The following is a 12,441-nucleotide window of genomic DNA, read 5'->3' on the forward strand; positions in this document are numbered from 1 at the left end:
CTGAGGACCTGGGCTCACTCGACCTCGAGCACGAGGTCGTCGCGCTTCTTGACCCCCGACGTGTCCGCGGACTGCAGCAGCTCGGCGATCGGACCGCGGTCGGGGAACACGGCGTCGGGCTCGAGGTCGTGCCACGGCTGGAGGACGAAGGCGCGCTCGTGGGCGCGCGGGTGCGGCAACCGCAGGAAGTCCTCGTTGGACCGGCGGTCGCCGACGACGATCAGGTCGACGTCGAGGGTGCGGGGCGCGTTGCGCACGTCGCTGCGCTCGCGCTCGAACGCGTCCTCGACGGCCAGGGCACGCTCCATCAGGCGCCTGGCGGGCAGCGTCGTGTCGGCCAGGAGGACCGCGTTGAGGTAAGGGCCGGCGTCGGTCGGGGAGTCGACGGGCTCGGTCTCGTAGACCGGCGAGACGCCGGTGACGAAGAAGTCCGGGGTGTCGGCCAGCGCCTCGACCGCACCCTGCAGGGCCGCCATGCGCTCTCCGAGGTTGGACCCCAGTCCGACCACCACCCGGCGGATCGGGTGCATCTCCCCGGTGAGGGAGTCGGCGTCCACGATGTTGGGGTTGGGGGACTCAGTCATGAGCGTTGCCTCGCGTTCTGGTGATCGTCAGCGCGACGTCCGAGAACGTCGCGTCGATGGGTGCATCAGGTTTGTGGAGCGTGACTCGGGCCCATTCAACACGAGTGTCCAGCAGGCACACATCCGCGATGCGCTGAGCGACGGTTTCTATCAGGTCGACCGGGTCGCGCTCCACGGCGGCCTTCACGTCGTCCACGAGGGTTCCGTAGTTCACGGTGTCCGCGAGGTCGTCGGAGGCGGCCGCGGGCCGCGTGTCGATGCCCAGCACCAGGTCGACCACGAAGACCTGGCCCTCGCGTCGCTCGAAGTCGAAGACGCCGTGGTGGGCGAAGCACTCGACCCCGGTCACGGACAGCTCGTCGCTCATCCCGTTGTGGCTCCCGTCCCCCTCATGGCGTCCGCCACGGCCAGCGCATCCAGCGTGGCGCGTACGTCGTGCACCCGCAACACCTCGACGCCGCGGCCGGCCAGCAGCGCGACCAGCGCGGCGTGTGCGTGCTCGCGGTCGTCGACCGGCCGCGCGACGCCGTCGGCGGCCAGCAGGGCGCCGAGGAACGACTTGCGGCTGGCACCCACGAGCAGCGGGCAGCCGAGCTCGCGCAGCACGTCGAGGTGGGTGAGCAGCTCCCAGTTGTGGTGCGGCTCCTTGGCGAAGCCCAGCCCGGGATCGAGGACGATCCGCTCGCGGGTGATGCCGGCGGCCTCGGCCGCGTCGAGGCGCTCGGCCAGCTCGCGGCGTACGGACGCGACGACGCCGTCGGGCCCGTAGTCGCTGAAGTCGCGCATCCGGTCGGCGTGGGCGCGCCAGTGCATCGCGACGTACGACGCCTCGCTCGAGGCCACGACGTCGAGGATCCGCGGGTCGGCGAGGCCGCCGGAGACGTCGTTGACGATCCGCGCGCCGGCGGCGAGGGCCGCCTCGGCGACCTCGGCACGCATCGTGTCGACCGACACGACCGCACCGCCGGACGCGAGCTCGCGGATCACCGGGACCACGCGGTCGAGCTCCTCGGCGACGAGCGGGCGGGTCGCGCCGGGGCGGGTGGACTCGCCGCCGATGTCGAGGATGTCGGCGCCCTGGGCGAGCAGGGTGCGGCCGTGGGCGACGGCGCGCTCGGTGGTGTCCCAGCGCCCGCCGTCGGAGAAGGAGTCCGGGGTGACGTTGACGATCCCCATCACCCGGGGAGTGGGCGGCCGGTGGGCCACGGTCACCTGGTGCTCGCGTGGATCAGCGCCATCGCCTCGGCCCGGGTGGCCTGGTTGGTGAGGAAGGCGCCGCGCACCGCGGAGGTGATCGTGCGGGCGCCGGCCTTCTTGACGCCGCGCATCGTCATGCAGAGGTGCTCGGCCTCGATCACCACGATCACGCCGCGGGCACCGAGGATCTCCATCAGCGAGTCGGCGACCTGGGTGGTGAGCCGCTCCTGGACCTGGGGCCGCTTGGCATAGACGTCGACGAGGCGCGCCAGCTTGGACAGGCCGGTGATCTTGCCGGTGTCGGCGGGGATGTAGCCGACGTGCGCCACCCCGGTGAAGGGCACGAGGTGGTGCTCGCACATCGACCACAGCTCGATGTCGCGGACGAGGATCATCTCCTCGTGACCGAGGTCGAACGTGGTGGTCAGCACGTCCTCCGCGGCCTGTCGCAGGCCGTGGGTGAGCTCGGCGTACGCCCGCGCGACGCGCGCCGGAGTCTCGCGCAGGCCCTCGCGGTCGGGGTCCTCGCCGATGGCGTACAGCAGCTCGCGCACCGCCGCCTCTGCGCGAGCGTGGTCGAAGTCCGGGACGTCCTCGGGGGCACGCTCGGGCACGGTGATCGGGTCGGTCACGGCGCGTCCGGGCGGGGTGGGACGGGCGTGTCGCCGCCGAGCTCGGGGGTGCCGTGGACGTCACCACCTGCTCCGGGCGGGGTCAGGATCGCCCCGGCGCTGCGCGTCTCCTCCTCCTGGGCCGTCGCGTCCGCGAGGACCCGGTCGCGGATCTCCTGCGGGATGTCGACCGGCGGGATCGTCGACGGCACCCGCTCGGGCGAGCCGGTCCACGCCGGACGGGCCGGGCGCCTGGTGAGCGGCTCGAAGATCTCGGCGATCTCCGCCTTGTCGAGCGTCTCCTTGTCGAGCAGCGCGAGGACCAGCGCGTCGAGGACGTCGCGGTTGGTCTCCAGGATCTCGAAGGCCTCCTGGTGGGCGTGGCCCAGCAGGGTCTTGACCTCCCCGTCGACGGCGGCTGCCGTCTCCTCGGAGTAGTTGCGGGTGTGGCCCATGTCGCGACCGAGGAAGGGCTCGGAGTTGCTGTCGCCGAGCTTGACCGCGCCGAGGCGCTCGGTCATGCCGTACTGGGTCACCATCGCGCGGGCCAGGTTGGTGGCCTTCTCGATGTCGTTGCCGGCGCCGCTGGTGACGTCGTGGAAGATCAGCGCCTCCGCGGCCATGCCGCCGAGCATGTAGGCGAGGGAGTCGAGCATCTCGCTGCGCGTCTGGGAGTACTTGTCGCGGTCGGGCAGCACCATCGTGTAGCCCAGCGCGCGACCGCGCGGCAGGATCGTGACCTTGTGCACCGGGTCGGTGCCGGGCAGCGCCGCGGCGACCAGGGCGTGGCCACCCTCGTGGTAGGCGGTGATGAGCTTCTCGCGCTCGCTCATCAGGCGCGTACGCCGCTGCGGGCCGGCGATGACGCGGTCGATCGCCTCGTCGAGGGAGGCGTCGGTGATCATCTTGGCGTTGCTGCGCGCGGTGAGCAGGGCGGCCTCGTTGAGCACGTTGGCGAGGTCGGCGCCGGTGAAGCCGGGCGTACGGCGGGCGATGCTCAGCAGGTCGATGTCCTTGGCGATCGGCTTGCCGCGGGAGTGGACCTGGAGGATCTTGTGACGGCCGTTGAGGTCGGGGGCGTCGACCTGCACCTGGCGGTCGAAGCGGCCCGGGCGCAGCAGTGCCGGGTCGAGGACGTCGGGGCGGTTGGTGGCGGCGATGAGGATGACGCCGCCGCGCACGTCGAAGCCGTCCATCTCGACGAGCAGCTGGTTGAGGGTCTGCTCGCGCTCGTCGTGGCCGCCGCCCATGCCGGCGCCGCGGTGGCGGCCGACGGCGTCGATCTCGTCGATGAAGACGATCGCGGGCGGGTTCTCCTTGGCCTGCTCGAACAGGTCGCGGACGCGGGAGGCGCCCACGCCGACGAACATCTCGACGAAGTCGGAGCCGGAGATGGAGTAGAACGGCACGCCCGCCTCGCCGGCGACGGCGCGTGCGAGCAGGGTCTTGCCGGTGCCGGGCGGGCCGTAGAGCAGCACGCCCTTGGGGATCTTGGCGCCGACGGCCTGGAACTTGGCCGGGTCGGTGAGGAACTCCTTGATCTCGCCGAGCTCCTCGATCGCCTCCTCGCACCCGGCGACGTCGCTGAAGGTCGTCTTGGGCATGTCCTTGGTGATCAGCTTGGCCTTGGACTTGGCGAACTGCATCACGCCGCGTCCGCCGCCGCCCTGGGCCTGGTTCATCAGGAAGATGAACAGCAGGATGATCAGCGCGAAGGGCAGCAGGGTGGCGAGCAGCGAGCCGAGGAAGCTGGGCTGCGGGTTCTTGGAGTTGTAGGTGTCGAGGGTGTCGGCGGCCTTCGCCTCCTTGACCGCGGCCAGCAGCACCTCCTGCTCACCCTGGATGTAGTAGGCGACGACCTTGTCGCCCTCCTCGCGCGTGCCCTCGTCGAGGGTCGCCTGGATCTCCTGGTCGCCGTCGATGAAGGTGATCTTGTCGACCGTGCCCTCCTCGATGTAGGAGGCGAGGGTCGAGGTGTTGACCTCGTCGTAGCCGTCACTGGGCGCGAGGAACTGGATCGCCAGGAGCACCGCGAAGGCGGACAGGACGATCCACAGCCAGGGACCCTTGAATATGCGCTTCACAGGCAACTTTCACCGGTTCGGAGTTGAGGAGGCGACGCTACACGCCGCCGGGGCCCACATTGTTTCAGGCGGGGTGAAGCGGGGCGACCCGCCGAGGCCCGTCGTGGGCCCCTCCCGTGCCGGGCCTCAGGAGTAGACGTGGGGCGCGAGGGTGCCGATGTCGCGCAGGTTGCGGTAGCGCTCGCGGTAGTCGAGGCCGTAGCCGACGACGAACTCGTTGGGGATGTCCCACCCGACGTACTTGGGCTCGACGGGCATCGACAGCGCCTCGGGCTTGCGCAGCAGCGTGGCGATCTCGACGCTGGCGGGGTTGCGGCTGGAGAGGTTGTTGACCAGCCAGCTGAGCGTGAGACCGGTGTCGATGATCTCGTCGACGATCAGCACGTCGCGACCGCTGATGTCGGTGTCGAGGTCCTTGAGGATCCGTACGACGCCGCTGGACTTGGTGCCGGACCCGTAGGAGCTGACCGCCATCCAGTCCATCTCGAGGTGGCGCGGCATCGACCGCGCCAGGTCGGCCATCACCATGACCGCACCGCGCAGGACACCGACCACGAGCAGGTCACGCCCCTCGTAGTCCTCGGTGATCTGGGCGGCCATCTCGGCCAGTCGCTGCTGGATCTGCTCCTCGGTGAAGAGGACGTTGACCAGGTCGTGCTCCACGTGGGACGTGTCCATGGGCTGCAGCCTAGGGCGTCCGCCCGGAGCACCGTGCAGGCAGTTCGAGGTCAGCAGCCTCCGCCTGAGCGTGCGTCACGTGCCGGCGCGCGCGAACTGCCTGCACGGTGTCGCGGTCAGGCGCTCGTGAACACCAGCAGCCCGTCGCTGCGGAGCGCGCGCAGGTGGCCGGGGAGGTCGATCCACTTCTGGCCGCGCCAGCTGGTGAGGAGCGCGTCGACGGCTAGCACGTGGTCGCGGGTGAGCTCGGAGGCGGGCGAGCCGGCGTCGAGGGCCGCACGGTGGACGACCCGGTGGCGGATCGCGGGCGGCTCGGCGGCGAGGGCTGCCACGTCGAGGCCGAAGTCGAGGCCGGAGCCGGAGTGGCCGTCGCGCCAGGCCCGCGCCAGGGCCTCGGCGGCGAGGCCGTCGAGCAGGGCGGTGTCCTCGCGCAGCTGCCCGGCCGTACGGGCCAGCGCCTCGGCGACACCGGGCCCGAGCTCCGCCTCGAGGACTGGCAGCACGCGCTCGCGGACGCGTACGCGGGTGTAGCCGGGGTCGTGGTTGTGCGGGTCGTCCCAGGTTTCGAGCCCCTCGACCAGGCAGGCGGTGACGGTGTCGGCACGGCGTACGCCGAGCAGCGGGCGCGCGAACACGCCGAACGCCGGGCGCATCCCCTGCAACGACCGGCCGCCGGAGCCGCGGGCCAGGCCGAGGAGCACCGTCTCGGCCTGGTCGTCGAGGGTGTGGCCCAGGAGCACGAGCCGCGCCCCCAGGTGCTCGGCGACCTGCTCGAGGACGGCGTACCTCGCCTCCCGCGCGGCCGCCTCGGGACCCAGACCGGACGCGACGTCGACAGCGACGCGAGCGGCCAGCGTCTCGTCGACCCCCATCCCCGCGAGCTGGGCGACCACGCGCTCGGCCTGGTCGGCCGAGCCGGCCTGCAGGCCGTGGTCGACGGTGACGCCGACGACGCGCAGGCCGAGCTTGCGGGCCTCGAACACGGTCGCGGACGCGAGCGCCAGCGAGTCGGCGCCGCCGCTGCACGCCACCGCGACGGTCTCCCCCGGGGCGAGGTCGGACAGCGCCGCCCGGACCGGGAGCCGGACCGCGGCGACCGAGGGGTGCAGGGTCACCAGAGGGTCACAGCACCCGGGCGACCCACGCGTCGGGGTCGCTGATCTCGGCCTTGGACGGCAGCGTCTCCGGGCCGCTCCAGACGGCGTTGAAGTCCTCCATGCCGACCTTGTCGACGACGTGGCGGACGAAGACCGCGCCGTCGCGGTACTGGGCCATCTTGGCGTCGAGGCCGAGCAGTCGGCGGACGAGCTTGTCGAGCGAGCCGGCGCCCTTGCGCCGCTGGTTGAACTTCGTGCGGATCTCGGCGACCGACGGGATGACCGTGGGGCCGACCCCGTCCATCACCACGTCGGCGTGACCCTCGAGCAGCGACATCACGCCGGTGACCCGGTCGAGGATCACCTTCTGCTCGGGCGTGGAGACGAGGTCGAGCACGCTGCCGTTGCCGCCGCGGAGGACCTCGGCCCCGCGGCGCAGGCCGTCGAGTAGCGCGCTGGGCTCGATGGTGTCGGCGACGGCGTGCATCTGGGCGAGGAGGTGCGGGCCGAGCCACGGGTTGGCGGTGAACTGCACCCGGTGGGTCTCCTCGTGCAGGCACACCCAGAGCCGGAAGTCGGTGGGGTCGGCGCCGATCTCGCGCTCGACGTGGACGATGTTGGGGGCGACGAGGAGCAGTCGTCCGTGGGGGTCGTGGAACGGGTCGAACTGCCCGAGCACCTTGCTGCTGAGGAAGCCGAGCATCAGCCCGACCTCTGCGCCGGTGACCCGCGAGCCGAACGCCTCGGCGAACGCGGACGGCGGGCCCTTCTTCTCGACGAGCCTGTCGACGATCGGGCTGAGGATCGTGGCGAACCCGTCGGCGTTGGCGCGCAACCAGCCCGTGCGGTCCACGACGAGCACCGGTGCGGTGCCCGTCTCGGTGTGGAGGCCGGTGAAGTCGCGTACGAGCGGGGTGGAGCGCTCGGCGCCCTGGCGGAGCTCGACCACCGCCGCGGCGGCCTCGTCGGGCGAGACGTCAGGCCCGGGCCCCGCGATCCGGGATCCCACGGTGACGGCGAAGTCCCAGTCCACGAGGTTCATGTCCCGACCCTAGCCGGGAGCGAAGAATGAGCTCCCGGCGTGGGGAGGGAGGTCGAGTGGCCCCACGACCGAGCCTGCGAGGTCGTGACAGGGCGTATCGAGACCCGCGTCCCCGCGTGGGAAGGTCTCGATACGGCCGCTCGCTGGCGCTCGCGACCTACTCGACCACCGAGACGCCTACTCGGCCACCGAGGTGCTGCAGCGGCAGGCGGCGAGCGCGGCGGCGGCGCGGTCGAGGGCCTCTTGGGCGTCGTAGCGCTCCTCCGGGGGCGACTTGTCGGCGCCGAGGACGAAGGCCATCGGCACCCCGTCGCGGCCGACGGCGATGCCCGCGAGGGCGTGCACGCCGGTCAGGGTGCCGGTCTTGGCGCGGACCAGCCCGCGCGCGACAGGGGGACCCTCGGCGAAGCGGTAGGTGAGCGAGCCGGTGAAGCCGGCGACAGGCATGCCGGTGACGAGGCTGCGCGCGACCTCGCCCTCGGGCCCGGCGGCGTGCTGGAGCAGCCCGATGAGCGTGGAGGTGGCGACGCGGTTGCGCCGCGACAGGCCGGAGCCGTCGTAGACCTCGTCGCGGGAGACGTCGATGCCGAGGCCCGCGAGGGTGTCGAGCACCCCGGCGGCGCCCGCCTCGAAGGACCCCGCGCCGGAGGTGGCGAGGCCGACCTGGTGGGCGACGACCTCGGAGCCCTCGTTGTCGCTGACGTCGAGGATCCGCTCGGCGATCTCCGCGAGCGGTGCGCTCTCGGCTGACGCGAGCTCCTCGGCAGCGGCCGGTGCCACGACGCGGCGCGGCTCACCTGCCACCCGGAGCCCGGCGGCGCGCAGGGCGTCGGCGAAGACCCGGGCGGCGGCCTGCGACGGGTCGTCCTGCTTGAGGTCGCTGTCGGGCTCGTCGCCCCCGTCGACCATCAGCGCGGTGATGGGGCTGACGATGTCGTCGGGGACGTAGTCGCGGCGCCAGGCCGGGTTGTCGGTCGGACCGGTGAAGAGGCTGTCGTCGAAGCGGACCCGCACCCGACCGCTCCCCCCGAGCGCCTCGGCGGCCTCGAGGGCCAGCGTGGTGACGTCGGCGCGTGCGGGATAGGTGGACTCGGCCTCGGCGAGCGTGAGCGGCTTGCTGGCCAGGAGCGGGTCGCCGCCACCGACGAGCACCAGCTCGCGCGGGCGCTCGCCGCGCACGACCCGCGTGGTGAAGGTGTGGTCCGGGCCCAGCATCTCCAGCGCGGCGCCCAGGGTGAGGAGCTTGGTGGTCGAGGCCGGCAGGTAGCGGCCGTCGCCCGAGGTCCAGGTGGGCGAGCCGGGCGACAGCGACGCGACCTCGGCGACGACGTGACGACCGAGGTCGGGGTCGGCGAGGTCGGCGGAGAGGGCCGCGGCGACCTTGTCGGTGTCGATCGCGGGCGACGAGGTGGGAGCCGGGTCGAGCGGGGCGTCGTCGACCGCAGGCGGCGACCACTCGGGCAGGTCGAGGCCGGCCGGCGCGAGCACCTGCTCGGGCTCGGTCACCGGGTCGGCTGCCAGCCACGGGAGGTAGCGCTGGCCCCACTCGAAGCGGTACGCGCCGACCCCGGCGGCCAGCAGCGCGAGGACCAGGAGCGTCGGGACCCACACCGACAGCCAGCGGCGCGCGCCCCCGTCGGAGTGGCGTACCTCACGTCGCCGGACTTTCGACCCTCTCGCTTCGCGCATCGGGGCCATTGTGCGCGACACTGCCCCGAGGAAACGCGTCGGGCCATCGCCGGACGCGGCGAGCTTTGACTCGGCGACGGCCCGACGGCGTGCCGGAGAGTGGAGGAAGACGTGCAGACGTTCGACGTGCTGGTGGAGATCCCCAAGGGTGAGCGCAACAAGTACGAGGTCGACCACGAGACCGGGCGCATCCGCCTGGACCGCATGCTCTTCACCTCGACCGCCTACCCGGCCGACTACGGCTTCATCGAGAACACCCTCGGCCAGGACGGCGACCCGCTCGACGCCCTCGTGATCCTCCAGTCGCCGACCTTCCCGGGCTGCCTCATCGAGTGCCGCGCGATCGGCATGTTCCGCATGACCGACGAGGCCGGCGGCGACGACAAGGTGCTGTGCGTGCCCGCGCACGACCCGCGCCTGGAGCACCTGCGCGACATCAACCACGTCTCCAAGTACGACCGGCTCGAGATCCAGCACTTCTTCGAGGTCTACAAGGACCTCGAGCCCGGCAAGTCCGTCGAGGGTGCCGACTGGGTCGGCCGCACCGAGGCCGAGCTCGAGGTGCAGGCGTCCTTCGAGCGCTTCAAGACCGAGGGCCACGGCAACGACCTCGACAACATCGCCGACGAGAGCCTCGGCGAGGACGCCTGAGTCACCGGCTGAGGCCGACCTCCTCGCCGACCGCTCCCAGCTTGTCCGGGTTGCGGACGAGGAACAGCCGCGTCACGACGCCGTCCTCGACGAGCATCGTGCCGACCCCGTCGCGCTGCCCGGCGACGACGAACTGGATCGCCGGCGAGCCGTTGAGCCAGACCGGCTCGAGCTCGAGCGCGTCCGGGGTGACGGCGGTGAGGAAGCGGAGCACCTTCTCGCGGCCCAGGATCGGGTTGAGCGCGGCCTTGACCTTGCCGCCGCCGTCGGTCATCAGCACCACGTCCGGGGCGAGCACGTCCATCAGCCCCTGGAGGTCCCCGGTCTGCGTGGCCGCCCGGAACCTGTCGATCACCGCGTCGCGCTCCGCGGCGCTGACCGAGGCCCGCGGACGGCGCGCGGCCACGTGCGTACGCGCCCGGCTGGCGACCTGCCGCACCGCCGGCTCGGACTTCCCGACCGCCTCGGCGATCTCGGCGTACGGCACGTCGAAGACCTCCCGCAGCACGAAGACGGCCCGCTCGGTGGGCGGCAGCGTCTCCAGCACCAGGAGCATCGCGGTCGACACGCTGTCGGCGAGCTCGACGTCCTGCGCCACGTCGGGAGCGGTGAGCAGCGGCTCCGGCAGCCAGGTGCCGACGTACTCCTCGCGGCGGCGTGCGAGGGTGCGCAGCCGGTTGAGCGCGAGACGGGTGGTCATGCGCACGAGGTAGGCGCGCGGGTCGCGCACCTCCTCGGTGTGGACGTCCGCCCACCGCAGCCAGACCTCCTGGAGCACGTCCTCGGCGTCGGCGGCCGAGCCGAGCATCTCGTAGGCGACGGTGAACAGCAGGTTGCGGTGGGTGGTGAAGGCCTCGGTCGTGCTCACCCCTCGATGCTCCCAGCACCGGCGAGCGGCAGCTCGCACACGTCGCTGAAGCCCTGCGAGGCCAGGCCCATGGCCGCGTTGAAGCGCGAGCGCTCGTTCTCCACGGCGACCATCATGGTCAGCTCGACGACCGCCGCGTGGCCGAGCTGCCGGTCGAGGCTGGCGACCATCTCGTCGGTGACTTCCGGCGGCGTCGCGGTCATCGCCTCGGCGTACGCCATCACCTCGCGCTCGAGCCCGGTGAAGACGTCCGACTCCCGCCAGCGCGGGACCTCGCGCACCTTGGCCTCGTCGAGGCCCCTGGTGTGGGCCAGGAAGTAGCCGAAGTCCAGGCACCACGAGCAGCCGATCGCGCCGGCGCTGGCCATCTCGGCGTACGCCTTGAGGTGCGGGTCGAGCGCCTTCCACCTGCCGACCTTCTGCTCGAACCCGAAGACCGCCCTGAGGACCGGCTTGTTGTGCCAGAGCACGTAGGCGTTGTCGGGGACCTGGCCCCACATCCGCGTCGCCACGCGGGTCATGATCGCGCCGTAGGCCCCGTCGAGGGTGGCCTTCGGCAGTCTCATCTTCTGGGGCGGGAACTGGCTGGGCATCGGTCTCTCCTTCTCATCGGGTGTCGATGACATGGAGACACCGCCCGGGCCGGACCTGTGACAGCGACTACTCCTTGACCGCGCGGAAGTAGCCGATGCCGCCGCTCATCTCGAGCCGGGCGCCGGGAGCACCCGCCTCGGCGAGCCAGCGCCGCGCCTCGGCCGCGGTGCACATCGGCCCGAGCACCTGCGAGAGCCGGCCGGCGGCGTGCACCAGGCCGTAGCGCCGCTCGAGGCCGCGGAACGACCCGGCGAACAGGGCGCTGCCCGTGATGGCCGCGCCCGGCCGCAGCACCCGCACCATCTCGGTGATCGCGCGGTGCGGGTCGGGGAAGACGTGCAGCCCGGTGAACGAGACGACGAGGTCGAACGAGTCGTCGGGGAACGGGAGACGGCCGACGTCGGCGAGCGACGTCGTCACCTGGTCGGCCACCCCGCGGGTGCGGGCGGCTTCGCGGGCACGCTCCAGCATGCGCGGTGAGATGTCGGCGGCCACGAATCGCAGGCGACCGCCGGGGCGCAGGCCGCGTAGCGCCACCCCTCCCCCGACGGGCACGTCGAGCACGCGCGCACCGTCGGGCAGCTCTCCGATCTCGCGGATCGCGGCGTACAACCGGGTGATGTCGGTGCCCAGCCCGATGCGCCACAGCGGCGCACCGACGGCCGGGTGCTCCACCAGCAGCGGGTAGACCTTCGCCCACAGCGGGTCCTCGCTCCACGCCCCGACGATCCCGTTCCTGCGGACGCGCATGTCAGGTCCCGGCCGGACCCGACAGGAACCTCTCGACGGCCCGCGCGACCTCGAGGTGGATCTCGGCGGTGCGGACGGCGTCGGCGGTGCCCATCGTGTGGTCGGCGTCGGGGACCTCGAGCACCTCGCAGCCGTTGTCGGCGAGCTCGCGGGCGATCCCCGCGTCCCACAGCTCGTCGTCCAGCCCGCCGACGAGCAGCTGTCGGCCGGGGTTGGCCGCGATCGCCTCGGCGACCGCTGCGTCGACCAGCAGCGGGGTGAACCAGATCGCGTCGAGCCCCCGCTCGGCGGCGTACGACGCGGCGCGGGTGCCGAGCGACTTGCCGACCACCAGCACGTGGTCGGCCTGCTCCTCCGCATGGGCTGCGGCCACGTGCCGGCGTACCCAGCGCTCGGGGTCCGCCTCGTCCTCCCGGCCGCGGGTCGTGGTGTCCCACCACAGCTGCCGGACCGTGAGGTCGTGCTGGAGCAGCGCCCGGCGGGCGAACTCGAGCAGCGGCGCGCTCGGCGGGTAGGCGCGCCCGGGGGCGACCAGGGCGACGCCGCGGCTCGCACCCTCGGGTTCCCACCGGGTCGGCGCCCCGCCGAAGGTCACC

General features: G+C 72.4%; 14 protein-coding genes. 1 reads left to right on the forward strand and 13 read right to left on the reverse strand.

Annotated features, from left to right (window positions below; translation table 11 throughout):
* Positions 1 to 14: 14 nt before the first annotated feature.
* The 9 genes from folK to dacB form a co-directional block, all read right to left on the reverse strand.
* Positions 15 to 584 (reverse strand): 2-amino-4-hydroxy-6-hydroxymethyldihydropteridine diphosphokinase, encoded by a 570-nt coding sequence (gene folK, locus AC57BS_RS20475; protein WP_496413292.1) that lies wholly within the window; start codon positions 582 to 584, stop codon positions 15 to 17.
* Positions 577 to 951 carry a dihydroneopterin aldolase gene (folB, locus tag AC57BS_RS20480; RefSeq protein WP_496413293.1) on the reverse strand — a complete coding sequence of 125 codons (375 nt, stop codon included), beginning with the start codon at positions 949 to 951 and terminating at the stop codon, positions 577 to 579. Before folB ends, folK begins: the two co-directional genes overlap by 8 nt.
* Complete coding sequence (folP, locus tag AC57BS_RS20485; protein ID WP_496414213.1) at positions 948 to 1,760, reverse strand: dihydropteroate synthase; 813 nt, start codon at positions 1,758 to 1,760, stop codon at positions 948 to 950. Before folP ends, folB begins: the two co-directional genes overlap by 4 nt.
* Before the next feature lie 32 nt (positions 1,761 to 1,792).
* Positions 1,793 to 2,413: a GTP cyclohydrolase I FolE gene (folE, locus tag AC57BS_RS20490; RefSeq protein ID WP_496413294.1), complete on the reverse strand. Its 621-nt coding sequence runs from the start codon at positions 2,411 to 2,413 to the stop codon at positions 1,793 to 1,795.
* Positions 2,410 to 4,476 carry an ATP-dependent zinc metalloprotease FtsH gene (gene ftsH, locus AC57BS_RS20495; protein WP_496413295.1) on the reverse strand — a complete coding sequence of 689 codons (2,067 nt, stop codon included), beginning with the start codon at positions 4,474 to 4,476 and terminating at the stop codon, positions 2,410 to 2,412. Before ftsH ends, folE begins: the two co-directional genes overlap by 4 nt.
* Positions 4,477 to 4,602: 126 nt before the next feature.
* Positions 4,603 to 5,154, reverse strand: coding sequence for a hypoxanthine phosphoribosyltransferase (gene hpt / locus AC57BS_RS20500; protein WP_129454905.1), 552 nt, complete (start codon positions 5,152 to 5,154; stop codon positions 4,603 to 4,605).
* 116 nt (positions 5,155 to 5,270) lie between these two features.
* Positions 5,271 to 6,269: a tRNA lysidine(34) synthetase TilS gene (gene tilS, locus AC57BS_RS20505; protein ID WP_496413296.1), complete on the reverse strand. Its 999-nt coding sequence runs from the start codon at positions 6,267 to 6,269 to the stop codon at positions 5,271 to 5,273.
* Between the two features lie 7 nt (positions 6,270 to 6,276).
* Complete coding sequence (locus tag AC57BS_RS20510) at positions 6,277 to 7,293, reverse strand: zinc-dependent metalloprotease (RefSeq protein ID WP_496413297.1); 1,017 nt, start codon at positions 7,291 to 7,293, stop codon at positions 6,277 to 6,279.
* A 177-nt stretch (positions 7,294 to 7,470) separates the two neighbouring features.
* On the reverse strand, positions 7,471 to 8,982 hold the full coding sequence (gene dacB, locus AC57BS_RS20515) for a D-alanyl-D-alanine carboxypeptidase/D-alanyl-D-alanine endopeptidase (RefSeq protein WP_496413298.1): 1,512 nt from the start codon (positions 8,980 to 8,982) through the stop codon (positions 7,471 to 7,473).
* Positions 8,983 to 9,093: 111 nt separating this feature from the next.
* On the opposite strand from dacB, the gene AC57BS_RS20520 reads away from it, so the two are divergent.
* Entirely contained in the window at positions 9,094 to 9,633 is a 540-nt protein-coding gene (locus AC57BS_RS20520; protein WP_496413299.1) for an inorganic diphosphatase, read from the forward strand.
* A gap of 1 nt (position 9,634) precedes the next feature.
* Here the strand turns inward: AC57BS_RS20520 and AC57BS_RS20525 are convergent, their stop codons facing one another.
* From AC57BS_RS20525 to AC57BS_RS20540, 4 genes are all read right to left on the reverse strand, one after another.
* Positions 9,635 to 10,501 carry an RNA polymerase sigma-70 factor gene (locus AC57BS_RS20525; RefSeq protein WP_496413300.1) on the reverse strand — a complete coding sequence of 289 codons (867 nt, stop codon included), beginning with the start codon at positions 10,499 to 10,501 and terminating at the stop codon, positions 9,635 to 9,637.
* On the reverse strand, positions 10,498 to 11,094 hold the full coding sequence (locus AC57BS_RS20530; RefSeq protein WP_496413301.1) for a carboxymuconolactone decarboxylase family protein: 597 nt from the start codon (positions 11,092 to 11,094) through the stop codon (positions 10,498 to 10,500). Before AC57BS_RS20530 ends, AC57BS_RS20525 begins: the two co-directional genes overlap by 4 nt.
* 67 nt (positions 11,095 to 11,161) lie before the next feature.
* Positions 11,162 to 11,845, reverse strand: a complete 684-nt coding sequence (locus tag AC57BS_RS20535) for a class I SAM-dependent methyltransferase (protein ID WP_496413302.1) — start codon at positions 11,843 to 11,845, stop codon at positions 11,162 to 11,164.
* A gap of 1 nt (position 11,846) precedes the next feature.
* Entirely contained in the window at positions 11,847 to 12,440 is a 594-nt protein-coding gene (locus AC57BS_RS20540) for a hypothetical protein (RefSeq protein ID WP_496413303.1), read from the reverse strand.
* Position 12,441 lies beyond the last annotated feature (1 nt).

Source organism: Nocardioides sp. BGA-UO-ETr-FS32, from assembly GCF_059567905.1.

What these genes read in the sequence shown, in the direction of transcription:
- dacB (WP_496413298.1), bottom strand. Translation starts at nt 8,982, where the DNA reads ATGCGCGAAGCGAGAGGGTCGAAAGTCCGGCGACGTGAGGTACGCCAC.
- folP (WP_496414213.1), bottom strand. Translation starts at nt 1,760, where the DNA reads ATGGGGATCGTCAACGTCACCCCGGACTCCTTCTCCGACGGCGGGCGC.
- AC57BS_RS20535 (WP_496413302.1), bottom strand. Translation starts at nt 11,845, where the DNA reads ATGCGCGTCCGCAGGAACGGGATCGTCGGGGCGTGGAGCGAGGACCCG.
- hpt (WP_129454905.1), bottom strand. Translation starts at nt 5,154, where the DNA reads ATGGACACGTCCCACGTGGAGCACGACCTGGTCAACGTCCTCTTCACC.
- AC57BS_RS20510 (WP_496413297.1), bottom strand. Translation starts at nt 7,293, where the DNA reads ATGAACCTCGTGGACTGGGACTTCGCCGTCACCGTGGGATCCCGGATC.
- AC57BS_RS20530 (WP_496413301.1), bottom strand. Translation starts at nt 11,094, where the DNA reads ATGCCCAGCCAGTTCCCGCCCCAGAAGATGAGACTGCCGAAGGCCACC.
- folB (WP_496413293.1), bottom strand. Translation starts at nt 951, where the DNA reads ATGAGCGACGAGCTGTCCGTGACCGGGGTCGAGTGCTTCGCCCACCAC.
- folK (WP_496413292.1), bottom strand. Translation starts at nt 584, where the DNA reads ATGACTGAGTCCCCCAACCCCAACATCGTGGACGCCGACTCCCTCACC.